The organism is Nocardioides carbamazepini, from assembly GCF_024614185.1.
Classification (GTDB): domain Bacteria; phylum Actinomycetota; class Actinomycetes; order Propionibacteriales; family Nocardioidaceae; genus Nocardioides; species Nocardioides carbamazepini.
Genome location: NZ_JAHTLF010000015.1, coordinates 78676 through 104690, shown reverse-complemented (window position 1 = coordinate 104690; position 26015 = coordinate 78676). Strand labels below are relative to the sequence as shown.

Genomic DNA, 26015 nt, shown 5'->3' with positions numbered 1-26015 from the left:
GGCAGGAACTGCACGGAATCGCGCCGAAATGTTGCGGTTTGGGACCAAACCGCAACAACTGGACTCCGGTCGAAACGACCGCGGCGAGCGGCGCCGGAGATCAGGTGCGGGTGCGGGACGCGGCGACCACCCAGGTGATCGCGGCCGCGGTGAGGGCGGCACCGAGCATGTGCGTCGCCACCAGGAGCTCGGGCAGGTCCGTGAGGTACTGCCAGAACCCCACGACGCCCTGGGCCAGCTCGAGGGCGAGGAGCGCGACGGCGGCCGTCCACAGCAGCGGGCGCCCGCTGCGCCGGGCGACGACCAGGGTGACAACGGTCGCGGCGACCAGGACGTAGACCGCCCAGGCGTGCACGTGCGACATGACCTGCGGATCGAGCCCGGTGCGCTTGGACTCGAGGTCACCGGAGTGGGGGCCGGAGCCGGTCACGACGGTGCCGAGGTAGAGCACCACCCAGCCGAGCGTGAACACCGTCCAGGCGAGACCCCGGGTGCGCGGGCCGGCCGCCGCCCGGGGCTCGGCGAGCAGGTGGTCGAGCAGCAGGACGCACAGGCCGATGATGACCATCGAGGACAGGAAGTGGAAGGAGACGACCCAGGGGTTGAGGTCGGTCAGCACGGTGATGCCGCCGATGACCGCCTGCGCCGGGATGTAGAGGCCGATGAGCAGGGCCAGCAGCCGGGCCCGCTTGTCACCGCTGCGCCAGGCCGCCACGAACGCGGCGATCGCGATCGCGCCCACCGCGAAGGTGAGCATCCGGTTCCCGAACTCGATGGCACCGTGCAGGCCGAGCTCGCCGTGCGGCACGTACGACTCGTCGCTGCACCGGGGCCAGGTCGGGCACCCGAGGCCGGAGCCGGTCAGCCGGACGGCGCCGCCCGTGACGACGATGCCGATGTTGGCGACGAGATTGGCCCAGGCGAACAGGACGAGCCAGCGCCTTGTCACGGCGGTCACGATCACTCCCACTTGAAGGTCCGGGCGGTCAGGGCGGAGCCGACGCCGGTCCAGGCGACCAGCACGACGAGGTCCCGTACGGCGACCGCGCCGTCGCACGCGGAGCGGACCGCCTCACCGAGCGCGCCCGAGGGCAGCCAGCGAACGACGTCGCCGAGCCCGCCGTACATCGTGGCCGGAAGGATCACGGCGCCGCCGGCGAGCAGCAGCAGGTAGACGAGGTTCGCGGCGGCGAGCGTGGCCTCGGCCCGCAGGGAGCCGGCGAGCAGCATCCCCAGCGAGGCGAAGGCGGCCGTGCCGCACAGGGCGGCCAGGAGCAGGGCGAGCACCCCGCCGACGCCCGCGGGACCCGACCAGCCGAGCGCGAGGCCGACGCCGCCGATCACCAGGAATTGGAAGACCTCGACGAGCAGCAGCGCGAGCACCTTGCCGCCGAGGAGCGTGGCCCGGGACAGGGGAGCGGTGCCGAGCCGCTTGAGCACGCCGTAGCGCCGCTCGAAGCCGGTCGCGATCGCCAGCGACGTGAAGGCCGTCGACATCACGGCGAGAGCCAGCACCCCCGGCGTGAGCACGTCGATCGGCCGGCCGTCGAGGTCGAGACCGACCTTCTCGGCACCACGGACCGCGCCGATGAGCACGATCACGGGGATCACCACGGCGAGCAGCAGCTGCTCACCGTTGCGCAGCATCAGCCGCGCCTCCATCCCCGCCTGGGTGAGCAGCTGGCGGACGACCGGCGCGGCTCCGGGCGCGGGAGCGAAGGTGCCGGTGCTCATGCGAACTCCTCGCGGCCGGTGAGCTCGAGGAAGACGTCCTCGAGGTTGCGCTGGCCCAGGGAGAGCGACTCGGGGAGCACGTCGTGGGTCGCGCACCAGGTGGCGACGGTGGCGAGCGTGGTGCTGTCGGCCGGGCCGGACAGCTGCAGGCTGAGCGGGTCGAGCACCGTGAGCTCGGTCCCGTCGCCGAGCTCACGCACCAGTGCCTCGGGGGCACCGTCGGGGAAGGGCTGGGTGACGACGATCCGGATGGTGGCGACCGTGCCGCCGCGGGTGAGCTCGAGCGGCGTACCGCTGGCCACCAGGCGGCCGCGGTCGAGGATGTGGACCCGGTCGGCGAGCCGCTCGGCCTCCTCGAGGTAGTGCGTGGTCAGCACGACGGTGACGCCGTCCGCGCGCAGCTCTTCGAGGAGCTCCCAGACGGCCCGGCGGATCTGGGGGTCCATGCCGGCCGTCGGCTCGTCGACGAACACCAGCTCCGGGCGCCCGATGAGCGCCAGCGCGAGCCCGAGCCGCTGCTGCTGCCCGCCGGACAGCCGCCGGTACGGCGTGCGGCCGCACTCGTGCAGCGCGAGCCGCTCCATGAGCAGGCCGACGTCCTGGGGCCGGGCGTGCAGGCGCGCGAAATGCCGCAGCATCTCCTCGGCCCGGGCACCGCTCCAGGCGCCGCCGGACTGCAGCATGACGCCGATGCGGGGGAGCAGCTCGTGCCGCTGCCGGACCGGGTCGAGGCCGAGCACGCGCACGGCGCCGCCCTGGGCACGGCGGTAGCCCTCGCAGGTCTCCAGCGTGGTGGTCTTCCCGGCGCCGTTGGGCCCGAGGACCGCGGTGACGGTGCCCCGGTCGACGGTCAGGGACAACCCGTCGACGGCGACCGTGTCGCCGTACCTCATCACCAGTCCGTCGACCTCGACAGCATGGTCAGCAGCGTGAGGCACGGCGACAGTCTAGGAACGCGCCCTCACGCCTCGTCGGGCAGGGCCAGTGGTGCGAGCTCGGCGAACCTGTCGCCCGGCCCGGGGTTCCCGGGGGCACTGGCGCCACCGAAGTGACGCGCGACACCCCACACCGCGTTGAGGGCGGTCGTGACGGCCCCCTCGGCCCAGCCGGCGGTCCAGGAGATGTCGTCGCCGGCGAGGAAGATCCCACGTCGCGGCTCCGGGAGACCGTCCTGCACGAAGTGGGAGAACAGCCGCCGCTGGTAGCGATAGTGCCCGGGCAGGTTCGCCTTGAAGGCCCCCATGAAGTTGGGGTCCGACTCCCACGACACCGTGATCGGGTCGCCCACGATGTGGGAGGCGATGTCGACGCCGGGATAGATCTTGCGCAGCGAGTGCAGCTGGAGCCGGACCCGCTCCTCCACCGGGAGGGCGAGCCACTTCAGGGCGTCGTCGTTCCAGGTGTAGGACAGGCAGATCGAGGCCGCGCCATCGTCCTCCAGGAGGTACGTCGCCCGGTTCAGCCGGTCGGTGAGCGTCATGCTCATCACGTCGCGCCCGGTCACGGGGTCGACGTCCTTCCAGAACGGCCGGTCCACCCGCACGAAGGTCTTCGAGGACTGCATGTAGTGGGTGCGCTCCATCGCCATCCACAGGTCGGGGGAGAACAGCGACTCGTCGACGTCGATCCGCGCGGACAGCAGCCACACCTGACAGGTGACGACGACGGCGTCGTACGAGCGGGCGGTGCCCCAGCGGTCGGTGACCTCGAGCCGGCCGCCCCCGGACCCACCGCCGGCGGCGAGCCGCGTGATCCGGGCGACGCCGGGCAGCGGTGAGCCGCCGTGCAGGCTCTCCAGCGAGGTGCCGGCCGGCCAGCGCACGCAGTCGGGAGTGTCCTTCCACAGACCGACGGGCAGCTGCTGGGCACCGCCGTGGATCAGCTGGTGGTCCTCGTCGGCGTTGGTGAAGATCACCCGCAGGATCTCCAGCATCGAGTTCGGGAAGTCGGTGTCCCAGCCTCCGGTGCCGAAGCCGACCTGCCCGAACACCTCGCGATGCCGGAAGCTGCGTGCACCGAACGCCTCGCTGTTGGCGAGGAAGCCGGAGAAGGTCTCCTCGTCGAGGCTCATGACGAGCTGGTTCCACAGCTCCTTGAGTCGCGGCACGTCACGGTCCGCGATCGCCTGCTGCGCCTCGGCGAAGCCGACCTCGCCGAGCGCCTCGTGCCAGGCGTCCGCGACGTCCTTGAGCAACGGCGGGAGGTCGTCGTAGGTCCGGGCGTAGAAGGCCTCCCCGCCCAGCTCCACCACGGTGCTCGGGGTCGCCTCCGAGAGCGGGTTGGGGAACGGCGAGGTGCGCAGACCGAGCCGGTCGATGTAGTGGAACAGGGCGCGCGAGGAGAGCGGGAAGCGCATCCCGCCGAGCTCGGCGATCGGGCCCTGTGGCCCGCCGAAGGGCTGGGAGCGCAGCCGCCCGCCGATCCGGTCGGCCTCGTAGACGACGGGCCTGAGGCCCATCCGCATCAGCTCGTAGGCGGTCACCATCCCCGACAGGCCGCCGCCGATGACCGCGACCTCGCGGCCGTGGTGCTCGGCGGGGACGGAGCCGAGCCCGGCGGGGTGAGCCAGGTGCTCGTCGTACCCGAACGGGAAGTCGGGGCCGAGCATCGTGACGGCTGCCGGCCGGGTGAGGCCCTCGTCCGGCGTGGTCTGGGCGGAGGTCATCGGGTCAGGCCCGCGTAGATCTCGGGCCGGCGGTCGACGAGGTGGGTGTTGGCCCGTCGGGCCTCGTCGAGGGCGGCGGAGGTGAGGGTGCCGACGACGAGCCCGGGCCGGTCGTCGGCCCGGGCCAGGTCGACGCCGTCGGGGCCGACGACACAGCTGAGTCCCGGGTAGGTGAGCCGGTGCTCGCTGCCGGTGCGGTTGGCGTAGGCGATCGCCATCTGGTTCTCGAACGCCCGCGTCGGGACGACCAGCGTGCTGACGGCGTCGTACGGCGTCATCAGGGCGGTCGGGCAGGCGAGCAGGTCGGCGCCGGCGAGGGCCACCAGCCGCACCTGCTCGGGGAACTCGACGTCGTAGCAGACGAGGAGGCCGACCCGGTAGCCGTCGATCTCACCGACGGCCGGCGCGCCGTCGCCCGGGACGTAGGCCGCCGCCTCGTCCGGGCCGTACAGGTGCGCCTTGCGGTGCCGGGCCAGCACCGTGCCGTCCCGGTCGACCAGCTCGACGGCGATGTGCACCTGCTCGCCGTCGCGCTCCGGCCAACTCCAGGCGATCGCCAGGGCGCGTCGCCGGGCGATGTCCGCGACGGCCTGGGCCATCGGGCCACCGGCGGGCTCGGCGAGCGCGGCGGCCCGCGGTGCGATGTCGTAGCCCGTGAGGGTCAGCTCGGGGCAGACGAGGAGCCGGGCATCCCGGCCGGCCGCCTCGGCCGCGGCGGCGTCCAGGGCGACGAGGGCGGCGGGTACGTCGAGCAGAGGACCGTCGGGCTGCCAGGCGGCGACGACCAGCTCGGCCGTGCGCGGCCGAGCTGCGGCAGGAGAGGCGTTCACGGGTCCACGGTAGATCGCGTCTACGCTAGCGGCCGTGAATCCCTGGCTGTACGGCGTCGCGCTCGTCATCGCCGGTGTGCTCGCCGTCCTCCTCGTCGTCGACCTGGTGCGCGACCGCGCGGCGCAGGACTCGCACTTCGTCGGCCTGGCGGTGCTCGAGGTGGTCATGCTCGTCCAGCTCGTCGGAGGCGTCATCGCACTGACCCGCACCGAGCGCGACCTCGAGGGGGCCGTCTTCGTCAGCTACCTCGTCACCAACCTGCTGGTCCCCGTCGTCGCCGCCTTCTTCGCGCTCGCCGAGCGGTCCCGGGTCGGTACGACGATCCTGCTGCTCGGCGTCGCCACCGTCGCCGGTCTCGAGGTACGGCTGTGGGACGTGTGGGGAGGTCGTGGTGCCTGAGTCGCGGCAGCCGAGCCAGGCGCTCTCCGAGGGCTGGGGGCGCGCCCTGGTCTTCGTCTACGGCCTCTTCGCGGTCGCCGCGACCGGCCGCTCCGCGGTCCAGCTCGGCATGGACCCGGACAAGGCCCCCCTGGCGTACTCCCTCTCGCTCGCCGCGGCCGTGCTCTACCTGGTCGCCACGACCTGCCTGCTGCTCGGCGGCAGCACCGGCTGGCGGGTGGCCGGGATCGCCGTGACGATCGAGCTGCTCGGCGTGCTGTCGGTCGGCACCCTCAGCTATGTCGCCACCGACCTCTTCCCGGACAAGACGGTCTGGTCGCACTTCGGGCAGGGCTACGGATTCCTGCCGCTCGTCCTCCCGTTGGCCGGGCTGGCCTGGCTGCGCCACACCAGCCCGGAGTGAGTTGGCCCGTTCGGCAGACCGGCGGGCCCCGGAGACCTACGGTGGTTCGATGACTGCTGCTGGATCACGTCAGGCGCTTCGAAGCAGGGCGACCCGCGGTGGGGCGGTGATCGCGACGACGCTGGCGATGGCCGCCGCCGTCCTGGCCGCGCCACCGGCCCGCGCGGCCGTCGTACGGGTGGCCTCGCCGACCGGATCCGGCACGGCCTGCACCGCCGCGGCACCCTGCACCGTCGTCCAGGCGTTCGCGAACGCGCTCAGCGGTGACACCGTCGCGCTGTCGCCGGGGGCGTACGTGCTCGGGCAGGACCTCGATGTGGAGGCATTCACCGTGCAGCCGCTCGTCGCTGGCACGCGGCCGGTCCTCCAGTTCACCGGTGACCACAACCTGCGGGCGTGGCAGCCCACGTCCGTGGTCTCCGACCTGCGGATCGAGGCCCTGAGTCTGTTCCCGAGCACGGCGGCCGTCCTGATCAGAAACGGGATCGGTCGACGTCTCGAGGTGGTGGCCGACAGTCCGAGCAGCGCCAAGGGTGTGGACGTCAGGAATGCCGGCGCCCTGGTCGACAGCACCGTTTGGTCCCGCTCGGAGTTCGGCAGCGCCATCACGATGGGCGACGGTGGCGGACTGATCCGCAATGTCACCGCCCTGGCGACCGGGCCCGACAGCACTGGCCTGTTCACCAGTGCCTCCTACATGCTCCCTGCGTCGACGACGATGACGTTCACCGTGCAGAACTCCATTCTGCGTGGTAGCGGCCACGACCTGCATGTGCACTCCGGAGAGCCGACGAAGGTCATCATGGCGAATCTCGACCACAGCAACTACGCCACCGTCGCTCCCACGGGCCCGCACGCGGTGCTCAACGACCTCGGCGGACGGCAGACGGCGGCTCCGGCGTTCGTGTCGCCGGCGAGCGGCAACTTCCGACAGCTGGCGACGTCTCCGACCAGGAACGCTGGAGCCCCGGTCGGCGGCCTGAGCGCCACCGCGCTGGATGGTCAGGCGCGCATCCAGGAGTCGGCTCCGGACATCGGCGCGGACGAGTTCGCCACCTCCACGGTCACGTCCGGCGTGCTCAAGCGCAACAAGAAGAAGGGCACCGCCACCTGGGTCCTCACCGCCTCCGCGGCCGGGCAGCTCGTCGTGACCGGTCGGAAGGTCAAGGGACTCACCGTGGTGCTCGGCGGTCCCGGCGCGACGACGGTGAAGATCAAGCCGACGCGCGCCGGCAAGAAGACGCTGAGCCGCACGGGCAGGCTGCGGACCCGGCTCACCGTGACCTGGCTACCCTCGGTGGGTGTCGGCACCGCCCCGGCCCCCATGAAGGTGGTCCTGAAGAAGAGGAAGCGCTGAGCGCGGCGCGGCGAGTTTCTCGGACCGCGTGTGACCCACGTCGCCAAGGTCACCCTCAGTAAGGATCACCTTGCTTGAACCGGGTCTCCCAATATAGGCACACTGATGTTGTGGAAATGGCGACCGAGACCGATCAGCCGACGCGTCAGCGCGTCGCGCGGTCGATCCTGGTCAACGGACCGTCCACGGCAGCGGCGCTCGCCGAGCGTCTCGAGCTGACTCCGGCGGCCGTGCGGCGCCACCTCGACCAGCTGCTCGCCGAGGGCGCGGTCGACGCGCGCGACCCCCGCACTGACGGTGTGCGTGGCCGGGGCCGCCCGGCCAAGGTCTTCGCCCTGACCGAGCGGGGCCGCGACGCCTTCGACCAGCAGTACGACGACCTCGCGACCGAGGCGATGCGCTTCCTCGCCGAGACCGGTGGGGAGGACGCGGTCCGCGCGTTCGCGGAGCGGCGGGCGAGCTTCATCGAGCGCCGCTTCCCGGAGGTGCGGGCCGCGCATCCGGACGCCTCGCCGGCGCAGGTCCTGGCGATGGTGTTCTCCGACGAGGGGTACGCCGCCGCGGTCCGCGAGCTGCCGGTCGTGGGGGAGCAGCTGTGTCAGCAGCACTGCCCGGTCTCCCACGTCGCCCACGAGTTCCCCCAGCTGTGCGAGGCCGAGACTGAGGCCATCGGCCGCGTGCTCGGCACCCACGTCCAGCGTCTGGCCACCATCGCCCACGGTGACGGGGTGTGCACGACGTGCATCCCCGATGCAGGCATCAACAAGAAGGAGCAGGTCTGATGACCTCGATCGAAGAGTTGAACCCCGAGCTCAAGGGAATCGGTCGCTACGACTTCGGCTGGTCCGACAAGAACGACGTCGGCGCCAACGCCAAGCGCGGCCTCAACGAGGAGGTCGTGCGCAACATCTCCTCACTGAAGTCCGAGCCGCAGTGGATGCTCGATCTCCGCCTCAAGGGCCTCAAGCTCTTCGGCCGCAAGCCCATGCCCACGTGGGGCTCGGACCTCTCGGCGATCGACTTCGACAACATCAAGTACTTCGTGCGCTCCTCCGAGAAGCAGGCGGCCACCTGGGACGACCTGCCCGAGGACATCAAGAACACCTACGACAAGCTCGGCATCCCGGAGGCGGAGAAGCAGCGCCTCGTCTCGGGTGTCGCCGCACAGTACGAGTCCGAGGTCGTCTACCACTCGATCCGTGAGGACCTCGAGGCCCAGGGCGTGCTCTTCCTCGACACCGACACCGCGCTCAAGGAGCAGCCGGAGCTCTTCAAGGAGTACTTCGGCACCGTCATCCCCGTCGGTGACAACAAGTTCTCCGCGCTCAACACCGCGGTGTGGTCGGGCGGCTCGTTCATCTACGTGCCCAAGGGCGTCCACGTCGACATCCCGCTGCAGGCCTACTTCCGGATCAACACCGAGAACATGGGCCAGTTCGAGCGGACGCTGATCATCGTCGACGAGGACGCCTACGTGCACTACGTCGAAGGCTGCACCGCGCCGATCTACTCGTCCGACTCGCTGCACTCCGCGGTCGTCGAGATCATCGTCAAGAAGGGCGGCCGCTGCCGCTACACGACCATCCAGAACTGGTCCAACAACGTCTACAACCTCGTCACCAAGCGCGCGGTCTGCGAGGCCGGCGCGACGATGGAGTGGGTCGACGGCAACATCGGCTCGAAGGTGACGATGAAGTACCCCGCCGTCTACCTCATGGGCGAGCACGCCAGGGGGGAGACGCTGTCGATCGCCTTCGCCGGCGAGGGCCAGCACCAGGACGCCGGCGCCAAGATGGTCCACGCGGCCCCGCACACGTCCAGCTCCATCCTGAGCAAGTCGGTGGCGCGCGGCGGCGGCCGGACGTCGTACCGCGGCCTGATCCAGGTCAACGAGGGCGCGCACGGCTCGAAGTCCAACGTGCTGTGCGATGCGCTGCTCGTCGACCAGATCAGCCGCTCCGACACCTACCCCTACGTCGACATCCGCGAGGACGACGTGTCGATGGGCCACGAGGCGTCCGTCTCGAAGGTCTCCGACGACCAGCTCTTCTACCTCATGTCACGGGGCATGGAGCAGGACGAGGCGATGGCGATGATCGTGCGCGGCTTCGTCGAGCCCATCGCCAAGGAGCTTCCGATGGAGTACGCCCTCGAGCTGAACCGACTGATCGAGCTGCAGATGGAGGGCGCTGTCGGCTGAGGCCTTCGGCACTCAGCCTCCAGCGCCGTCGAAGGCTCGACGGTTGCGTCGTCCCACCAGCACCACGCACTGAAGGAAATCTTGTGACTGTGACTGAAACGGCCGCGTCGGCCGTCCGGTCGGCTCTTGAAACCGATCACATCGAGAGCCACCTGAACCCGCCCGCGTCGTACGGCCTGGCCGACCACCCCGTCCCGACCGGGCGCGAGGAGGTCTGGCGGTTCACGCCGATCAAGCGGCTGCGCGGGATCCTCGACGGTGAGGCGTCCGCGGCGACCCTCAAGCGGGAGACGACCCTCCCCGAGGGCGTCACGCTCAGTGCGATCAGCGCGGAGGAGGCGGTGGCGCTCGGCGAGCTCGCTCCCAACGAGCGTCCGGCGGCCCTCGCCGCGGCGAACGCCGACGGCGCGCTGCTGCTCGACATCCCGGCCGAGACGGTCCTCGCCGAGCCGGTCGTGATCCGGCTGACCGGTGCGACGGTCGACGACCTCGTCTGGAGCCGGCTGATCTACCGGGTCGGCGCGCACGCCGAGGTCACCGTCGTGCTGGTGCACGAGGGCTCCGCCCGCTACTCCGCCATCTCGACCTTCCTGGTCGGCGACGGCGCGAAGGTCAACGTGCTGAGCCTGCAGGACTGGGCCGACGACGCCGTCCACCTCGGTCGCGACGCGATCCGGGTCGGTCGCGACGCCTCGGTCAAGCACACCTCGATCTCCTTCGGCGGCGACCTGGTGCGCATGCACGCCAACGTCGAGTACGCCGGTCCCGGCGGTGAGGCCGAGCTGCTCGGCCTCTACTTCGCCGACGAGGGCCAGCACCTCGAGCACCGCCTCTTCGCCGACCACAACGCGCCCAAGACGAAGAGCCACGTCCTCTACAAGGGCGCGCTCCAGGGCAAGGGTGCCCACACGGTCTGGATCGGCAACGTGCTGATCCGCAAGGTCGCCGAGGGCATCGAGACCTACGAGGAGAACCGCAACCTCGTCCTCACCGACGGCTGCCAGGCCGACTCGGTCCCCAACCTGGAGATCGAGACCGGCGAGATCGAGGGTGCCGGGCACGCCTCGGCCACCGCGCGCTTCGACGACGAGCAGCTGTTCTACCTGCGCTCGCGCGGCGTCTCGGAGAAGGAGGCGCAGCGCCTGGTCGTGCACGGCTTCTTCAACGACCTGATCCGCAAGGTCGACATCCCGATGGTCGAGGAGAAGCTGCTCGCGACCGTCGAGGCCGAGCTCGCCAAGAACGTGCTGAAGGACGAGCTGGCATGACCTTCGAACGGGCCTGCGCCCTGGCCGACGTACCCGAGGACGAGGCGCTCGCCGTCACCGTCGACCGGTACGACGTCGCGGTGGCCCGCCACGGCGACGAGGTCTTCGCCCTGCAGGACCTGTGCTCGCACGCCGCCGTCGCTCTGAGCGAGGGGGAGGTGGAGGACTGCACCGTCGAGTGCTGGCTCCACGGCTCCCGGTTCGACCTGCGCACCGGCAAGCCCACCGGCCTCCCGGCGACCGAGCCGGTCGCCACCTTCCCCGTCGAACTGCGCCCTACTGATTCGGGCGACGTCGACGTCTACATCGACGTCACCACCACGCTGAACGGAGTCACCCCCGCATGAGCACCCTGGAGATCAAGGACCTGCACGTCCAGGTCCAGACCGAGGACGGCCCGAAGGAGATCCTCAAGGGCGTCACGCTGACCATCAAGGACGGCGAGACCCACGCGATCATGGGCCCCAACGGCTCGGGCAAGTCCACGCTGGCCTACTCCATCGCCGGCCACCCCCGCTACGAGATCACCGGCGGCACGGTGACGCTCGACGGCGAGGACGTCCTCGCGATGTCGGTCGACGAGCGCGCCCGCGCCGGCCTCTTCCTCGCGATGCAGTACCCCGTCGAGGTCCCCGGCGTCTCGGTCGCGAACTTCCTGCGCACCGCCAAGACCGCGATCGACGGCGAGGCGCCCAAGCTCCGCACCTGGGTCAAGGACGTCAACGCGGTCCTCGACCGGATGAACCTCGACCCGACCTTCTCGCAGCGCTCGGTCAACGAGGGCTTCTCCGGCGGAGAGAAGAAGCGCCACGAGATCGCCCAGCTCGACCTGCTCGACCCGAAGGTCGCGATCCTCGACGAGACGGACTCCGGCCTCGACATCGACGCGCTCAAGGTCGTCTCCGACGGCGTCAACCGGTTCCGTGAGCGCGACGGCAAGGGCGTCCTGCTGATCACGCACTACACGCGCATCCTGCGCTACATCAAGCCCGACCACGTCCACGTCTTCGTGGCCGGCCGGGTCGCCGAGTCCGGCGGCCCCGAGCTGGCCGAGGAGCTGGAGGCCAACGGCTACGAGCGCTTCCTCACGGCGGCGGTCTGATGGTCTCGACGGGCGCTGCCACCGGGCTGCCGGGTCTGCTCCCGGAGCTCGCGGTCATCCGCAAGGACTTCCCGATCCTCGAGCGCACGCTCGCGGGCGGGCTGCCGCTGGTCTACCTCGACAGCGCCAACACCTCGCAGAAGCCGCAGGTCGTCATCGACACCATGGTCGACCATCTGGAGCGCCACAACGCCAACATCGCCCGGGCGATGCACCAGCTCGGTGCCGAGTCGACCGAGGCGTTCGAGACGGCGCGCGACAAGGTGGCGGCGTTCATCGGCGCGCCGGAGCGCGACGAGGTGATCTTCACCAAGAACGCCTCCGAGGCGCTCAACCTGGTCGCCAACACACTCGCCTGGAAGGGCGATCGGCAGGTCGGTCCCGGTGACGAGGTGGTCATCACCGAGATGGAGCACCACTCCAACATCGTCCCGTGGCAGCTCCTCACGCAGCGCACCGGCGCGACGCTGCGCTGGTTCGGCCTCACCGACGACGGCCGGCTCGACCTGTCGGCGATCGACGAGCTGATCACCGAGCGCACCAAGGTCGTCTCGTTGACCTGGGTGTCCAACATGCTCGGCACGATCAACCCGATCGCCGAGATCACCCGCAAGGCCCACGCCGTCGGAGCGATCGTCGTCGTCGACGCCTCCCAGGCCGCGCCGCAGCTGCCGATCGACCTGGCCGCGATGCCGGCCGAGGAGCGCCCCGACCTGGTCGCCTTCACCGGTCACAAGGTCGTCGGTCCGACCGGCATCGGCGTGCTCTGGGGATCGCGTGCGGTGCTCGACGCGTTGCCGCCGTTCCTCGGTGGCGGCGAGATGATCGAGACCGTCCGCATGGAGGCGTCGACGTACGCCGGCATCCCCCACAAGTTCGAGGCCGGCACCCCGCCGATCGTCGAGGCGATCGGCCTCGGCGCCGCGGTGGAGTACCTCGGCCACGTCGGCATGGAGGCGATCCACGCCCACGAGCAGGCCATCACGGCGTACGCCCTCGACGGCCTGCGGACCGTGCCGGGGCTGACCGTGCTCGGCCCGCTCGACGCGGCGTCCCGCGGTGGCGCGATCTCGTTCGAGCTCGACGGGGTGCACCCGCACGACATCGCCCAGGTCCTCGACAGCCGCGGCATCGCCGTGCGCGCCGGACACCACTGCGCCAAGCCGGCCCACGCCCGCTTCGGCGTGCAGAGCTCGACGCGGATGTCGTCGTACCTCTACACGGAGCCGCGGGAGATCGACGCTCTCGTCGAGGCGCTGGAATACACCCGCAGCTACTTCAAGTTGGACTGAGTGATGACCGCGACCGACCTGGATGCCCTCTATCAGGAGATCATCCTCGACCACTACAAGCATCCGCACGGCAAGGGCCTGCGCGATGCCCACCCCGACCACACCGCCGAGGTGCACCACGTCAACCCGACCTGTGGCGACGAGGTGACCCTGCGGGTCCACCTGCGCGACGGGCTCGTCGAGGACGTGTCGTACGACGCACTCGGGTGTTCGATCTCGCAGGCGTCGGCGTCCGTGCTCTACGACCTGGTGGTCGGCAAGAGCGTCGACGACGCGATGGCGATCCACGAGGAGTTCCTCACCCTGATGCAGGGCAAGGGCACGGTGGAGCCCGATGAGGACGTGCTCGAGGACGGCATCGCGTTCGCGGGCGTGGCGAAGTTCCCGGCCCGCGTGAAGTGCGCGCTGCTGTCATGGATGGCATGGAAGGACGCGACGGCCCGTGCAATCGACGGGTCCATCGCAGGAGACGGAGAAAAGTGATGAGCGAGCCCATCGACAACAGCGACCTGCCCGAGGTCCCCGAGGCCGGACTCGCGGGCACCAATGCGTCGTCCAACGTGGCGCTGGCCGACATCGAGGAGGCGATGAAGGACGTCGTCGACCCCGAGCTGGGCATCAACGTCGTCGACCTCGGCCTCGTCTACGGCATCCACGTCGATGAGAGCACCAATCTCGTCCTCGACATGACCCTCACGTCCGCGGCCTGTCCGCTGACCGACGTGATCACCGACCAGACCGAGTCCGCGCTGGAGGGCCTGGTCAACGACGTCGCGATCAACTGGGTCTGGATGCCGCCGTGGGGTCCCGACAAGATCACCCCCGACGGCCGCGAGCAGCTGCGCGCCCTCGGCTTCAACGTCTGACGGGAGCGCACACTCCTGCGGGAGCGCTCAGGAGCACCGGCCCCTGCCGTAGCTCCAGTCGAAGCGCGCCCTGAGCGACTCCTGCGGCCCGGTGCCGACGAGCGTCACCTGATAGCTGCCGGCGTACCGCGGCGGCCGGAGCCGGTACCGGCCGTCGGCGACCACGGTCGCGGCACGCGTGGTCCGGCAGGCCGGGTCGACCGATCCCGTGCTCCGATACGTCGCCTGCCAGGTCCAGCTCGGGCGGTCGACGGCCAGCAGGACGCGGCCCTCCCCGCTCACGCGCGGGACGGCACCTGGCGAGGGACGCCGACAGTGTCCACCGCCCAGCTCACCCTCGTCGGTGGCGACGACGGGGAAGGTGACGCAGTACTCCACGACCGCCGCCCGCAGGTCGGGCCCCGGCACTCGGAGCTCGACGACGGGCACCCGCTCGTCGACAGCGGCCGCGACCGCTCCGGGGACTCCCACGATGGATGTGACCGCCGCCACTGCGAGCGCGGACAAGCGATGGAGCAGCGGCAGCACGCCCGTGACAGTACGTCCTCACGGTCGTCCCTCGTGGCGGATCCCGGAGGAATTTACGGAACCCGGGCGAACCGCTCGTCGGTGTAGCGACGCAGGTTCTTGAGGAAGCGCCGGAAGGCGAGGTTGGAGACCAGGCCGCTGACCGGCATGAAGTACCGGCCCGGCCCGGACACATCGAGAGCCAGGGTCCAGGTGAGCCGGCAGCCGCGCGGAGTCACCTCCACGTCGTACCGCTCGGCGAAGGCGCGGATCGACTTCTCCGAGGCCTCGTTGAAGCGGAACCCCATCCGACGCCCGGGCTCCCACAGCAGGAACTCCTCGGCGCCCTTCAGTCCGCCGAGCATCGAGACCACCCGGGTGCTGCCGATGCCGGGTGGAAGGGGCGAGGTCCACTCGACCTGGCGGATCACGCTCGCCCAGCGCGGCCAGGCCGCGGCGTCGGCGAAGACCTCGAAGAGCTGCTCCGGCGTGATCGCGAGGTCGATGCTGTTGGCGTAGCGGTGCGGCGCGGTGTCGACGAAGTCGATGCCGACCAGGTCGCACGGGTGCATCGTGGGCATGCTCCGCATTAGAACACGTTCTCGTCGGTAGGGTCGGGCCGTGACCGAGGTCCTCGTCCCACCCGCCCGGTGGTCGCGCTGGGTCGCGAACTTCGCGGCCTCGCACGGCGATCCGGAGCTCCGCGTCGACGGGGGAGCGCTGCGTGGCGCGGCGCCCGACGGCTCCTGGTTCACCGCCCGGCTGCCCTTCGACCTCGCGTACGACGGCCCGGCTCAGGCCGATGCGCTGGCCGGCGCTCTGGCCGAGGGGGTCGCGCCGGCGGCCTGGGGTGTGCTGCTCGTCCGCAAGGGCGGCTTCGCCATCGCCCGGGTCGAGGTGGGCGCCATCGTGGCGAGCAAGGTCGGCCAGCGCCACGTCCAGGGCCGCACCAAGGCCGGCGGGCAGTCGCAGCAGCGCTTCGCGCGACGCCGGGCCAACCAGGCGCGGGTCGCCTACGAGGCGGCGGCCGACCATGCCCACGCCGTGCTGAGCGGCGCGAGCGTCGTGGTCGCCGGCGGCGACCGGACAGCGGTGGACGAGGTGCTCACCGACTCCCGGCTGCGCTCCCTGTCCGTGGTCGGCCCCTGGCTCGCCGTACCGGACCCGCGGCGGGCGGTGCTCGACCGGGCGGTGCTCGACGCCCAGGCGCTGGTCGTGACGGTGGAGAACGCCGGTCCTGCCCGGGAGTAGCGCTGACAGAAGTGGTCGGGCCGACTGGTGGAACGTGTTGCATTTGGGCAGAGACTGCACGGTTCAGGCCGGAATTGTTGCGGTTTGGGACCAAACCGCAACACTCAGAGCCCGGTCCGCGGGTCAGTCGTCGAGACCGAGCTCGGCCCGTCGTACCGCCCACCGTTGGTCGAGGTCCGACATCTCGGCGAGCACGAAGGCGAGGAACTCCCGGGCCAGCAGCAGCCGCCGGTGTGCGGGGTCGTCGTCGGGCAGGTCGCCGAGGCCGCGGTCGAGGGCGGCGATGAGCGGGCCGTAGACCTGGTCGAGCCGGGTCAGCATGCCGTGCCAGGCGTCGTCCTCGACGACGAAGATGTCGCGCCGGGAGCCGCGCTCCCGCTCGCGGCGGATCATGCCGACGCCGTCGAGATAGCGGACCGCGCCGGAGACGCCGGCCGGACTGACGCCGAGCCCGGCCGCGATCTCGGCCGCGGTCATCCTGCCGTCGTCGTCGACGAGCAGGGCGGCGAACACCCGGGAGGGGAGCCGGGCGAGGCCGGCGCTCGTCAGCGCACCCCCCATCCGCTCCACGAAGGAGTCGCGGGAGGTGTTCGTCGTCATGGCACGATTCTATCCAAGATTCAGTAATTGCTGAAACAGGTGCATGATGGACTCATGACGAGCTCCCTCATCGAGGTCCGCGGCCTCGTGAAGACCTTCGGCGCGTTCCGGGCCCTCGACGGCCTGGACCTGGTCGTCGGCGCCGGCGAGGTGCACGGCTTCCTGGGACCCAACGGCGCCGGGAAGTCCACGACCATCCGGGTGCTGCTCGGACTGCTGCGCAAGGACGCCGGCGAGGTGCGCATCCTCGGCGGCGACCCGTGGCGCGACGCCGCCACCCTGCACCGACGACTCGCCTACGTCCCGGGCGACGTCAGCCTGTGGCCGAACCTGAGCGGCGGGGAGATCGTCGACCTGCTCATCCGGATGCGCGGAGCCGATCCCGCGACGTCACGACGCGAGGAGCTGATCGAGCGCTTCTCGCTCGATCCCACCAAGCGCGGCCGCGCCTACTCGAAGGGCAACCGGCAGAAGGTGGCCCTGGTCGCGGCGCTCGCCACCGACCCCGACCTGCTGATCCTCGACGAGCCGACCTCCGGCCTGGACCCGCTCATGGAGCAGGTCTTCAACGAGTGCGTCGCCGAGCAGACGGCGCGCGGGGCGACCGTGCTCCTCTCCAGCCACATCCTCAGCGAGGTGGACCGGCTCGCCGACCGGGTCACCATCATCCGCGAGGGCAGGGTCGTCGAGAGCGGCCGGCTCAGCGACCTGCGCCACCTGAGCCGCAGCCGGATCGTGGCGACCCTCAGCGGCGCCGCGCCCGATCTGACCGGGACGCCCGGAGTCCACGACCTCGCCGTCGACGGCAGCCGGGTGAGCTGCACCGTCGACCCCGACGGCCTGCCCGCCGTGCTGTCGGTCCTCACCGCGGCCGGCGTCACGGCCCTCACCAGCACGCCGCCCAGCCTCGAGGAGCTGTTCCTCGACGCGTACCGCGACCGGGCCGGTGCGGGGCGGTGAGCACCTCCACGTCCGGCTGGCCGCTGCTGCTGCGGCTGGGGCTGCGCCAGGACCGGGTCCTGGCGCCGGTGGCGGTCGCCGTGCTGGTCCTGATGAGCGTGGCGTCCGCGGCCGCCACGCCCGGCCTGTACGCCGACCAGGCCGACCGGGTGCGCGCGGCGGAGGCCATCAACGCCAGCCCCGCGATCGTCGCGCTCTACGGACCGGTCCTCGACGTCGCCAGCGAGGGCGAGCTGGCGATGACCAAGATGACCGTCCTGTACGCCGTCTTCGTCGCCGTGCTCTTCGTCGTGGTGGTCCGGCGGCACACGCGGGTGGAGGAGGAGACCGGTCGCACCGAGCTGCTCGGCGGGACCGCCCTCGGTCGGGACGCGCCCCTCGTCGCGACCGCGGTCGAGGCGGTGCTGCTGGCGCTCGCCCTGGGGCTGCTCACGGCGCTCGGCAACACCGTCTCGGGCCTCGACCCGGCCGGCTCGGTCGCCTTCGGCGCGCTCTGGGCCGGCACCGCGCTCGTGGCCGCGGGCATCGGCGCGGTCACGGCGCAGCTGTCGGCGAGCGCCCGCACCTGCGCCGCGTACGCCGCCGGCGTGGTCGGCCTGCTGTTCGTGCTGCGCGCGGTGGGCGACACCGGTCCGGGCTGGGTCAGCTGGCTGTCACCGCTGGGGTGGAACACCCAGGTCCGGGCCTACGGCGACGTGCGCTGGTGGCTGCTGCCCTGCTACGCCGTCGCGGCGATCGTGCTGCTCGGGGTCGCGTTCCGGCTGCGCTCCCGCCGGGACCTCGGCTCCGGCCTGGTGCCGACCCGCCCGGGCCCGCGCACCGGCTCGCCGCGGCTGGCCGACGCCTTCTCCCTCGCCGTCAAGGTGCACAGCACGACGCTGGTGCTCTGGTCGGTGGCCGCCGGGGCCCTCGGCATCGTCTTCGGGATGATCGCGCCCGGCATCGGCGACCTGCTCGACTCCGAGGTGGCCCAGTCGATCATCGACGAGCTCGGCGGCGCGCTCGTGGCCGCGATCCTCTCGATCGTCGCCGTGGTCCTCACCTACTTCGCCGTGACGGTCGTCAGCCACGCCGGCCGTGACGAGCAGGACGGCCGGGCCGAGCTGGTGCTCGCCACCGCCACCAGCCGCGGTCGCTGGTTCGCCGCGTCCGCGACCCTCGCGCTCGTGGGCACGGCAGGCCTGCTCGCGGTGACCGGCGCCGGCCTCTGGATCGGGTACGCCGCCGCGGACGGTCCCGGCATCGGCAACCTCCTCCTCGCGGCACTCGCCTGGGCCCCGGCGGCCTGGGTGGTCGGCGCGCTGGCCGTCCTGTCCCTGGCGGCCGGGCTGCGCTGGTCGGTCCTGGTCTGGGCCTGGCCGGCCGCCTTCCTCACCCTCGGTCTGGTCGGCGACCTGCTCGAGCTCCCGGGCTGGCTCACCGGCCTGTCGCCGTACTCCCACGTGCCGTCGCTGCCCTCCGACGCGTGGAGCTGGGGGAGCGCGGGCGGCCTGAGCGCGGTGGCCGCGGTGCTGCTCACTGTGGCGTGGTGGCGGTTCCGCTCGCGCGACATCGGCTAGTTTGCGGGTCATGTGGCAGCCCGAGCCCGACTGGGTGGCGCTCCCCGGAGGCACGGGGACGTCGACCGTGGGCGTCTGGCGGACCGCACTCGGCGGGCGGCCCGTGGTGGTGAAGAGGCTCGGCGCTCCGGCGCCGGGCGATCCGGCCGTGCTCTCGGAGCGGTCCCACGCCGGCTACTGGCGGCGTGAGGCGGACGTCCTGCTGACCGGTCTGACGACGGCGACACCCGGGCTGCGGGCCGCGGGAGCGTCGGTCGAGGAGGACGACGACGGCGTCACCATCGTCCGCGACTGGGTCGAGGACGCCGCGTCCAGCGGGCTGTTCCTGGCGGTCTCGCTCGGTCGCTTCGCCGGTGCCGGCATCGGCCGTCCGACCTTCCTGGCCACCGGTCTGCTCCGCGACCGACTCGCCCGGGTCGCCCGGCGCGGTGGCTGGCCGACCCTCGCGCGGACCACGGTCGCCGATGTAGCGGAGCACCTGTGGACCCACCGCGAGCGCATGCTCGCCCTGCTCGACGGTCTGCCCCAGGTGCCCCAGCACGGCGACCCGACCCCGGACAACCTCCCCGGCCGTGAGGACGACGACGTGGTGGCCATCGACTGGGGGACCCTCGGGCACGGCCCGGTGGGCGGCGACCTCGGCTACCTGTCGCTGTCGTCCCGCGAGGAGTTCGAGCCGCTGCTCGACGCCTACCTGCTCGGCCTGCCCGACGGCGTCGCCGGCCGCGACGACGTCGTGCGCGGCGCGCAGGTCGTCGCCGTCTACACCGCCCTCAGCCGAGCGGAATGGGCGCTGTCGCGGGTCGCCGGCGGGGAGGGCGCCCTGGCCGGCAAGTACCGCCACCCCGCCGTCGCTCCCCACCTGCGCGCGCTGCAGCGCACCTTCGGGCACATGGAGGCCCTGCTGGAGCTGTAGGTCAGACCCGGTCGGCGGCGAAGGTGTCGCAGGCGTCCAGGCTGCCCTGCTGGTAGCCGACCATGAACCACTTCCTACGCTGCTCCGACGACCCGTGCGTCCAGGCCTCCTCGTCGACCCGGCCACCGCTGCGCTTCTGGATGTAGTCGTCGCCGACCGCCTTGGCCGCGTCGATCGCCTCGGTGATGTCGTCCTGGGTGAGGTCGAGGATCAGCTTCTCGCCCGAGGCGTCCTCGGTCGTCGTCGCGTGGTTGGCCCACAGGCCGGCGTAGCAGTCGGCCTGGAGCTCGAGACGGACGCCGTCGCTCTGCGGGCCGGTCTCCTGGCTGCGCACCTGCCCCATGTAGCCGAGCAGGTTGGAGATGTGGTGCCCGTACTCGTGGGCCAGCACGTAGAACTCGACGAAGCTCCCCTCGGGGCCGCCGAGCTGTCCCTCGAGGACGTCGTCGAAGAAGGTGGTGTCGAGGTAGATCGTCTCGTCGCTGGGGCAGTAGAACGGTCCGACCGCCGACGAGGCGGAGCCGCAGCCGGTGTTCACCGAGCCGGTGAAGGTCACCATCGCGTCCTCCGGGCGGAACTTCCCGCCGAGCTCGGCCTCCCAGTAGTCGGTCAGCGAGTTCTCGATCGCGACCCGGGCGCAGTCCTGGCTGTTGTTGGCGTCCTCGCCCGTCTTGCAGCTCGCGTAGCGGTCGGTTCCCTCCTGCGCGTCGCTGAGTCGCGACGGGGAGTAGACGTTGCCGAGCCCGCCGGTGCCGCCGCCCCCGCTGAGTGGGTTGCCGCCGAGCAGCAGCGTCACGACCACGACCAGGACCACGCCGATCAGGCCCCCGATGCCGCCCTTGCCGCTCGGGATCGGGATCCGCATGCCGCCGCCCCCGAGACCGCCGCCGCTGCCCCCGCCACTGCCGGAGCCGGCGTCACGGACCCGAGACTGGTCGAGGCGTGCCTTCGGATTGAATCGGACCACGGATGCACCCTATTGCAGTCGGCGCCGTTTTCGGGGTCTCGATCCGCCGTGGGAGGATCAGCAGGTCATGATCACGGTGCACCAACTCGAGGTACGCGTCGGTGCCCGACTCCTCATGGAGAACGTCAGCTTCCGCGTCGGCCCCGGCGACAAGGTCGGCCTGGTCGGCCGCAACGGCGCCGGCAAGACCACCTTGACGAAGGTCCTCGCCGGTGACGTACTGCCGGCGAACGGGTCGGTCACCAACAGCGGCGAGCTCGGCTACCTGCCCCAGGACCCCCGCGTCGGTGACCCCGAGGTCATCGTCCGCGACCGGATCCTGTCCGCCCGCGGGCTCGACGACGCCGTACGCCGGATGCGGGCCTCCGAGATCGCGATGGCCTCCGAGGACCCGACCGAGCGGGACCGGGCGTTCCGCAGGTTCCAGCGCGCGCAGGACGAGCTCGACGCGGGCGGGGGCTACGCCGCCGAGACCGAGGCGCTCCAGATCGCGCAGAGCCTCGGCATCCCGGACCGCCTGATGGACCAGCCGCTCGGCACCCTCTCGGGCGGTCAGCGGCGACGGGTCGAGCTGGCCCGGATCCTGTTCTCCAGCGCCGAGGTCCTCATCCTCGACGAGCCGACGAACCACCTCGACGCCGACTCGATCACCTGGCTGCGGGACTGGATGAAGTCCTACAAGGGCGGCTTCATCGTGATCAGCCACGACAACGACCTGCTGGGGGAGACCGTCAACAAGGTCTTCCACCTCGACGCGAACCGCGCGGTCATCGACGTCTACAACATGGGCTGGCGCAACTACCTCACCCAGCGCGAGACCGACGAGGCCCGCCGCAAGCGCGAGCTGATGAACGCCCAGAACAAGGCCAAGACGCTCACCGACCAGGCCAACAAGATGCGCGCGAAGGCCACCAAGGCGAGCGCCGCCCAGCAGATGCTGAAGCGCGCCGAGCGTCTGCTCGAGGGCGTCGAGGGAGAGCGGCAGACCGACAAGGTCGCCGCGATCAAGTTCCCGACCCCCGCCGCCTGCGGCAAGACGCCGCTCTCCGCGCACGACCTCTCGAAGTCGTACGGCGCGCTGGAGATCTTCACCGCCGTCGACCTGGCCATCGACAAGGGCTCCCGGGTGGTCATCCTCGGCCTCAACGGCGCCGGCAAGACCACGATGCTGCGCATCCTGGCCGGCGTCGACAAGCCCGACACGGGCGAGGTCGTGGCCGGTCACGGGCTCAAGGTCGGCTACTACGCCCAGGAGCACGAGACCCTCGACGTCGGCCGCACGGTGCTCGAGAACATGCAGTCCGCCGCCCCCGAGCTCACCGACACCGAGGCGCGCTCCGTGCTGGGCTCGTTCCTCTTCTCCGGCGACGATGTCCACAAGCCCGCCGGAGTGCTCTCCGGCGGCGAGAAGACCCGTCTCGCCCTCGCCGCCCTCGTCGTCTCCGCCGCCAACGTGCTGCTCCTCGACGAGCCGACCAACAACCTCGACCCGGCCTCGCGCGAGGAGGTCCTCAACGCGATCCGTCGCTACGAGGGCGCGATCGTGCTCGTCACCCACGACGAGGGCGCCGTGCACGCCCTCGAGCCGGACCGGGTGCTCATCCTCCCCGACGGCGTCGAGGACCTGTGGAGCCCCGACTACGCCGACCTGGTGGCCCTGGCCTGACCCGTCATTCGTTGGCGATCGCGTCCAGCACGTCGAGCCGCGCGGCCCGGATCGCGGGGATCACGGCGGCCAGGACGCCGACCACGATGGCCACGACGAGGAACGCGACGAGCTGCGCGATGGGCAGCCCGAGGCTCGTCAGGTCCTCGGCGAGCGCGCGCTGCAGGAGGGTGCCGACCAGCAGCCCGAGCGCCATGCCCAGGACCGCCCCGAGCACGGCGATCGTCACCGACTCGAGAGTCACCATCCGGCGCACCTTGGCCCGGCTCATGCCGACCGCGCGCAGCAGGCCAATCTCGCGGGTGCGCTCGATGACGCTGAGTCCGAGGGTGTTGACGATCCCGATCACCGCGATCACGATCGCGAGCGCGAGCAGGCCGTAGATGATGTAGAGCAGCTGGTTGACCTGACCGCGGATCTCGTCGGCGAACTCCGTCTTGTCGTAGACACCGACGATCGGCGCCGGCGTGGCGGCCTCGTCGACCCGGTCGTGGACGGTCCGCGGGTCGGCGCCGGGAGCCAGCAGGATGCCGATCGAGGTGTCCTGCCGCAGCACCCCGGCCGCGGCCAGGTCGTCGAGCGGAACGGTGATCTCGGAGGTCACCTCGCTCTGCTCGACGACGCCGACGATCTCGGCCCGCAGCCGCTGTGCGCCCGGGAAGGAGAGGTCGACGGCATCCCCGACCGCCATGTCGTGCTCGGCGGCGAAGTCCGTGGTCACCACGGCTCCGTCCTCCGACACCCGGTCGGCGCCGTGCACCGCGTCGAGGTCGAAGACGTCGGCGAAGCGGTCGTCGACGCCGGCCACGAAGACCGAGCCGTCGTCGTACCGGGCGGACGTGAACTGCTGTCGCGTCATCACCCCGACCCCGTCGATCGTCGCGATCCGGTCGCCGATCTCGGTCGAGAACGGCAGGAAGGTGGGGCTCTGCACCAGGAGGTCGGCGGTGAACTGGTCATCCACGACGTCGTCGACGGACGCGTTGAGCGACGCGGCGAGGACGCCGATGGTCGAGACGAGCGCCAGGCCGATCATCAGGGCCGACGCCGTCGCTCCGGTCCGACGCGGGTCGCGCAGCGCGTTCTCACCGGCCAGGCGTCCGGCGGCGCCGAAGAGCGCGGCGAAGAGGGTGCGACAGGCCGCCAGCACCGGCTTGCCGATCACCGGGCTGAGGGCCGCGACGGTCAGGATCCACAGGACCGCTCCGACGCCGATCCACAGCGCGTCCGAGTCGCGCACGCCGTACGCCGCGAAGCCGGCACCGATCGCGAGGACCGCGCTGCCGACGATCACCCGGCGGCGCAGCGACGAGCGCTCCGGCGTCGTGTCGGCACGCATGGCGGCGACCGGCGGGACCCGGCCGGCCCGTCGGGCGGGCAGGTAGGCCGCGACCATGGTGACGACGATGCCGACGGCATAGCTGGTGAGCACGGTGTCCCCGGTCAGGTCGAGCGCCCGCCCGGCGATGTCGAGGCCGAAGGACCGGAACATCGCGGCGAGGCCACGGGCCAGCAGGAGGCCGAGTCCGATCGCCAGGGTGGAGGACACCAGCGAGAGCACGAACGCCTCGACCAGCACCGACCGGGTGACCTGGCTCCGGGACGAGCCGAGGGCGCGGAGCAGGGCCAGCTCGCGGGTCCGCTGGGCCACCAGGATCGAGAAGGTGTTGACGATGATGAACCCGCCGACGAGGACGGCGATGATGGCGAACACGGTGAGGAAGATCGTGATGACGTCGAGGAAGCCACCGACGGCGTCCTGCGAGTCCTTGGCGACCTTGGTGCCGGTGACGGCCTCGAAGCCGGGCGGCAGCACCCGGTCCGCCGCCGCGGCGAGCTCCTTCTGGGTGACCCCGTCGGCCGCGGTCAGGCTGATCCGGTTGAAGACGTCGCGGCCCTGGTAGAAGATCTCCTGCGCCTCGTGGGTCGAGAGGATCAGCAGGGTCGCGCCCGCCGTGCCACCGCCGTTGAACTCGGCGATCCCGACCAGCCGTGCCGTACGGCTGAGCTCGCCGAACGGCGCGAGCAGCTTGACCTCGTCACCGATGTCGTAGCCGCCCGACTCGGCGGCCCGCTGGTCCAGGACGACCTCGCCGTCGGCGGTGGGCCAGCGCCCCTTCTGGAGGAGGAGGGCCTGCTCACCCCGCATGTTGGGGCCGTCGTGGTAGTTGAACGAGAGCGTCGGGGCACCGGTGCCGCCGACCAGCGTGCCGTCGCTGGCCAGCAGGTTGAGGCCGGCGCCGGCGACATCGCCGTCCGCGCGCGCCACCTCCGGCAACGCGGCGAGGCTCGCCACCACCTCGGGGGTCATCGCCTGGGCCGACTGACCGCCGACCCCGCCGCTGAACTCGTCGGTGTCCTGGGCGCGGACGACGCCGTCGGGGGTGGAGCCGTTGATGATGCCGTCGAAGGTCGCGGACAGCGCGTTGCTGAAGACGAGCACGCCGGCCAGGAAGGCCACGCCGAGCACGATCGCCAGGCCGCTCATCAGCAACCGGACCTTGCGCGCGAGGAGCGTGCGCAGGGTCAGACGCAGCATCTCAGGCCTGCCCGCGCACGGCAGCCGCCTGCAGCGCGGTCATGTGCTCGAGGATCTGCTCCCGGTCGGGGGTCCGGATCTCGTCGACGATCCGGCCGTCGGCCAGGAAGACGACGCGGTCGCAGTACGACGCCGCGACCGGGTCGTGCGTCACCATCACGATGGTCTGGTCGAACTCGTCGACGCTGCGCCGCAGGAAGCCGAGGACCTCGGCGCCCGACGTGCTGTCGAGGTTCCCGGTCGGCTCGTCGGCGAACACGATCGACGGCTTGCTCACCAGCGCCCGGGCGCAGGCGACGCGCTGCTGCTGACCGCCCGACATCTGGGAGGGCCGGTGGGTGAGCCGGTCGCGCAGGCCCACGGTGTCGACGACGGTGTCGAACCACTCCCGGTCGGCGCCTCCGAACGAGCCGCGCCGGCCCGCCAGGTAGAGCGGCAGGAGGATGTTCTCCCGCGCGGTGAGCGTCGGCACCAGGTTGAACGCCTGGAAGACGAAGCCGATCTGCTCGCGTCGCAGCGTGGTGAGCGCCTTGTCGCGCAGCCCGGACAGGGTCACGTCGCCGATCTGGACGTCGCCCGACGTCGGCGTGTCGAGGGCGGCGAGACAGTGCATGAGCGTCGACTTGCCCGACCCGGAGGGGCCCATGATCGCCGTGAACTCCCGGGCCGCGATGTCGAGGGAGACCCCGTCGAGGGCCCGGACCTCGGAGTCGCCCGCGCCGTAGCGCTTGTGGAGGTCGATGGCGCGGGCGGCGACTGCTTGCATGCCCCTCACCCTAGGAGATCCCGCCCACAGGTGGCGGCGTCGCGAGCGTCACGAGGCGCGTGCGATGGCAAGGCGCGGACGCGAAGGCATGCTGGGCGCACGTCGAGCGGCCGCAACGCCGCCAGTGTGCGTGCGTCGCGGCGCGCAGCAGGCGACACCTGTGGGCG

At 71.4% G+C, this 26015-nt stretch carries 27 protein-coding genes; 16 read left to right on the top strand and 11 right to left on the bottom strand.

Going from position 1 to position 26015, the window contains the following annotated elements; genetic code table 11:
• Positions 1 to 100: 100 nt before the first annotated feature.
• From KVF89_RS10395 to KVF89_RS10375, 5 genes are read right to left on the bottom strand one after another with little or no spacing between them, the layout of a single operon-like run.
• The gene (locus tag KVF89_RS10395) at positions 101 to 958 is read right to left on the bottom strand and encodes a COX15/CtaA family protein (protein ID WP_257425434.1); all 858 of its coding nucleotides are present in this window, start codon (positions 956 to 958) and stop codon (positions 101 to 103) included.
• Positions 959 to 960: 2 nt separating this feature from the next.
• Positions 961 to 1734: an ABC transporter permease gene (locus tag KVF89_RS10390; RefSeq protein WP_257425432.1), complete on the bottom strand. Its 774-nt coding sequence runs from the start codon at positions 1732 to 1734 to the stop codon at positions 961 to 963.
• On the bottom strand, positions 1731 to 2672 hold the full coding sequence (locus KVF89_RS10385) for an ABC transporter ATP-binding protein (protein ID WP_257425430.1): 942 nt from the start codon (positions 2670 to 2672) through the stop codon (positions 1731 to 1733). The genes KVF89_RS10390 and KVF89_RS10385 overlap by 4 nt, the downstream gene beginning before the upstream one ends.
• A gap of 23 nt (positions 2673 to 2695) precedes the next feature.
• Positions 2696 to 4399, bottom strand: coding sequence for a flavin monoamine oxidase family protein (locus tag KVF89_RS10380; protein WP_257425429.1), 1704 nt, complete (start codon positions 4397 to 4399; stop codon positions 2696 to 2698).
• Entirely contained in the window at positions 4396 to 5229 is an 834-nt protein-coding gene (locus KVF89_RS10375) for a carbon-nitrogen hydrolase family protein (protein WP_257425427.1), read from the bottom strand. The genes KVF89_RS10380 and KVF89_RS10375 overlap by 4 nt, the downstream gene beginning before the upstream one ends.
• 34 nt (positions 5230 to 5263) lie before the next feature.
• Here KVF89_RS10375 and KVF89_RS10370 point away from each other — a divergent pair, with 34 nt between their 5' ends.
• The 11 genes from KVF89_RS10370 (at position 5264) to KVF89_RS10320 (ending at position 14117) form a co-directional block, all read left to right on the top strand.
• Complete coding sequence (locus KVF89_RS10370) at positions 5264 to 5629, top strand: hypothetical protein (protein WP_257425426.1); 366 nt, start codon at positions 5264 to 5266, stop codon at positions 5627 to 5629.
• The gene (locus KVF89_RS10365) at positions 5622 to 6032 is read left to right on the top strand and encodes a hypothetical protein (protein WP_257425425.1); all 411 of its coding nucleotides are present in this window, start codon (positions 5622 to 5624) and stop codon (positions 6030 to 6032) included. The genes KVF89_RS10370 and KVF89_RS10365 overlap by 8 nt, the downstream gene beginning before the upstream one ends.
• Before the next feature lie 49 nt (positions 6033 to 6081).
• Positions 6082 to 7389 (top strand): hypothetical protein, encoded by a 1308-nt coding sequence (locus KVF89_RS10360; protein ID WP_257425423.1) that lies wholly within the window; start codon positions 6082 to 6084, stop codon positions 7387 to 7389.
• Between the two features lie 116 nt (positions 7390 to 7505).
• Positions 7506 to 8171: a helix-turn-helix transcriptional regulator gene (locus KVF89_RS10355; RefSeq protein ID WP_257425421.1), complete on the top strand. Its 666-nt coding sequence runs from the start codon at positions 7506 to 7508 to the stop codon at positions 8169 to 8171.
• The gene (gene sufB / locus KVF89_RS10350; protein ID WP_257425419.1) at positions 8171 to 9589 is read left to right on the top strand and encodes a Fe-S cluster assembly protein SufB; all 1419 of its coding nucleotides are present in this window, start codon (positions 8171 to 8173) and stop codon (positions 9587 to 9589) included. The genes KVF89_RS10355 and sufB overlap by 1 nt, the downstream gene beginning before the upstream one ends.
• An 83-nt stretch (positions 9590 to 9672) precedes the next feature.
• Positions 9673 to 10857 (top strand): Fe-S cluster assembly protein SufD, encoded by a 1185-nt coding sequence (gene sufD / locus KVF89_RS10345; RefSeq protein ID WP_257425418.1) that lies wholly within the window; start codon positions 9673 to 9675, stop codon positions 10855 to 10857.
• The gene (locus tag KVF89_RS10340) at positions 10854 to 11204 is read left to right on the top strand and encodes a non-heme iron oxygenase ferredoxin subunit (protein WP_257425416.1); all 351 of its coding nucleotides are present in this window, start codon (positions 10854 to 10856) and stop codon (positions 11202 to 11204) included. Before sufD ends, KVF89_RS10340 begins: the two co-directional genes overlap by 4 nt.
• The gene (gene sufC / locus KVF89_RS10335; protein WP_257425415.1) at positions 11201 to 11959 is read left to right on the top strand and encodes a Fe-S cluster assembly ATPase SufC; all 759 of its coding nucleotides are present in this window, start codon (positions 11201 to 11203) and stop codon (positions 11957 to 11959) included. The genes KVF89_RS10340 and sufC overlap by 4 nt, the downstream gene beginning before the upstream one ends.
• Positions 11959 to 13251, top strand: coding sequence for a cysteine desulfurase (locus KVF89_RS10330; RefSeq protein ID WP_372497891.1), 1293 nt, complete (start codon positions 11959 to 11961; stop codon positions 13249 to 13251). The genes sufC and KVF89_RS10330 overlap by 1 nt, the downstream gene beginning before the upstream one ends.
• Before the next feature lie 3 nt (positions 13252 to 13254).
• Entirely contained in the window at positions 13255 to 13734 is a 480-nt protein-coding gene (gene sufU / locus KVF89_RS10325) for a Fe-S cluster assembly sulfur transfer protein SufU (protein WP_257425414.1), read from the top strand.
• Positions 13734 to 14117 carry a metal-sulfur cluster assembly factor gene (locus KVF89_RS10320; RefSeq protein ID WP_257425412.1) on the top strand — a complete coding sequence of 128 codons (384 nt, stop codon included), beginning with the start codon at positions 13734 to 13736 and terminating at the stop codon, positions 14115 to 14117. Before sufU ends, KVF89_RS10320 begins: the two co-directional genes overlap by 1 nt.
• 27 nt (positions 14118 to 14144) lie before the next feature.
• Here the strand turns inward: KVF89_RS10320 and KVF89_RS10315 are convergent, their stop codons facing one another.
• Both KVF89_RS10315 and KVF89_RS10310 read right to left on the bottom strand, forming a co-directional pair.
• A complete protein-coding gene (locus KVF89_RS10315; RefSeq protein WP_257425410.1) occupies positions 14145 to 14645 on the bottom strand; it encodes a hypothetical protein in 501 nt (166 codons plus the stop codon).
• A 53-nt stretch (positions 14646 to 14698) separates the two neighbouring features.
• Complete coding sequence (locus tag KVF89_RS10310) at positions 14699 to 15205, bottom strand: SRPBCC family protein (RefSeq protein WP_257425409.1); 507 nt, start codon at positions 15203 to 15205, stop codon at positions 14699 to 14701.
• A 40-nt stretch (positions 15206 to 15245) separates the two neighbouring features.
• Between KVF89_RS10310 and KVF89_RS10305 the strand changes: the two genes are divergently transcribed.
• Positions 15246 to 15875, top strand: a complete 630-nt coding sequence (locus tag KVF89_RS10305) for an acVLRF1 family peptidyl-tRNA hydrolase (protein ID WP_257425408.1) — start codon at positions 15246 to 15248, stop codon at positions 15873 to 15875.
• Between the two features lie 123 nt (positions 15876 to 15998).
• On the opposite strand, the gene KVF89_RS10300 is transcribed toward KVF89_RS10305, so the two are convergent.
• Positions 15999 to 16475: a GbsR/MarR family transcriptional regulator gene (locus KVF89_RS10300; protein ID WP_257425406.1), complete on the bottom strand. Its 477-nt coding sequence runs from the start codon at positions 16473 to 16475 to the stop codon at positions 15999 to 16001.
• Between the two features lie 54 nt (positions 16476 to 16529).
• Between KVF89_RS10300 and KVF89_RS10295 the strand changes: the two genes are divergently transcribed.
• The 3 genes from KVF89_RS10295 to KVF89_RS10285 are packed head-to-tail and all read left to right on the top strand — an operon-like array spanning position 16530 to position 19910.
• Positions 16530 to 17435 (top strand): ABC transporter ATP-binding protein, encoded by a 906-nt coding sequence (locus KVF89_RS10295; RefSeq protein WP_257425401.1) that lies wholly within the window; start codon positions 16530 to 16532, stop codon positions 17433 to 17435.
• Entirely contained in the window at positions 17432 to 18994 is a 1563-nt protein-coding gene (locus tag KVF89_RS10290; RefSeq protein WP_257425399.1) for an ABC transporter permease, read from the top strand. The genes KVF89_RS10295 and KVF89_RS10290 overlap by 4 nt, the downstream gene beginning before the upstream one ends.
• Positions 18995 to 19004: 10 nt before the next feature.
• The gene (locus KVF89_RS10285; protein ID WP_257425397.1) at positions 19005 to 19910 is read left to right on the top strand and encodes a phosphotransferase family protein; all 906 of its coding nucleotides are present in this window, start codon (positions 19005 to 19007) and stop codon (positions 19908 to 19910) included.
• Position 19911: 1 nt separating this feature from the next.
• Here the strand turns inward: KVF89_RS10285 and ypfJ are convergent, their stop codons facing one another.
• Positions 19912 to 20877, bottom strand: coding sequence for a KPN_02809 family neutral zinc metallopeptidase (gene ypfJ / locus KVF89_RS10280; RefSeq protein ID WP_257425395.1), 966 nt, complete (start codon positions 20875 to 20877; stop codon positions 19912 to 19914).
• A 67-nt stretch (positions 20878 to 20944) separates the two neighbouring features.
• On the opposite strand from ypfJ, the gene KVF89_RS10275 reads away from it, so the two are divergent.
• Positions 20945 to 22543, top strand: a complete 1599-nt coding sequence (locus tag KVF89_RS10275) for an ABC-F family ATP-binding cassette domain-containing protein (protein ID WP_257425394.1) — start codon at positions 20945 to 20947, stop codon at positions 22541 to 22543.
• A 4-nt stretch (positions 22544 to 22547) separates the two neighbouring features.
• Here the strand turns inward: KVF89_RS10275 and KVF89_RS10270 are convergent, their stop codons facing one another.
• Both KVF89_RS10270 and KVF89_RS10265 read right to left on the bottom strand, forming a co-directional pair.
• Positions 22548 to 25082, bottom strand: coding sequence for an ABC transporter permease (locus KVF89_RS10270; protein ID WP_257425392.1), 2535 nt, complete (start codon positions 25080 to 25082; stop codon positions 22548 to 22550).
• 1 nt (position 25083) lies between these two features.
• Positions 25084 to 25848 carry an ABC transporter ATP-binding protein gene (locus tag KVF89_RS10265; RefSeq protein WP_257425388.1) on the bottom strand — a complete coding sequence of 255 codons (765 nt, stop codon included), beginning with the start codon at positions 25846 to 25848 and terminating at the stop codon, positions 25084 to 25086.
• Between the last annotated feature and the right edge of the window lie 167 nt (positions 25849 to 26015).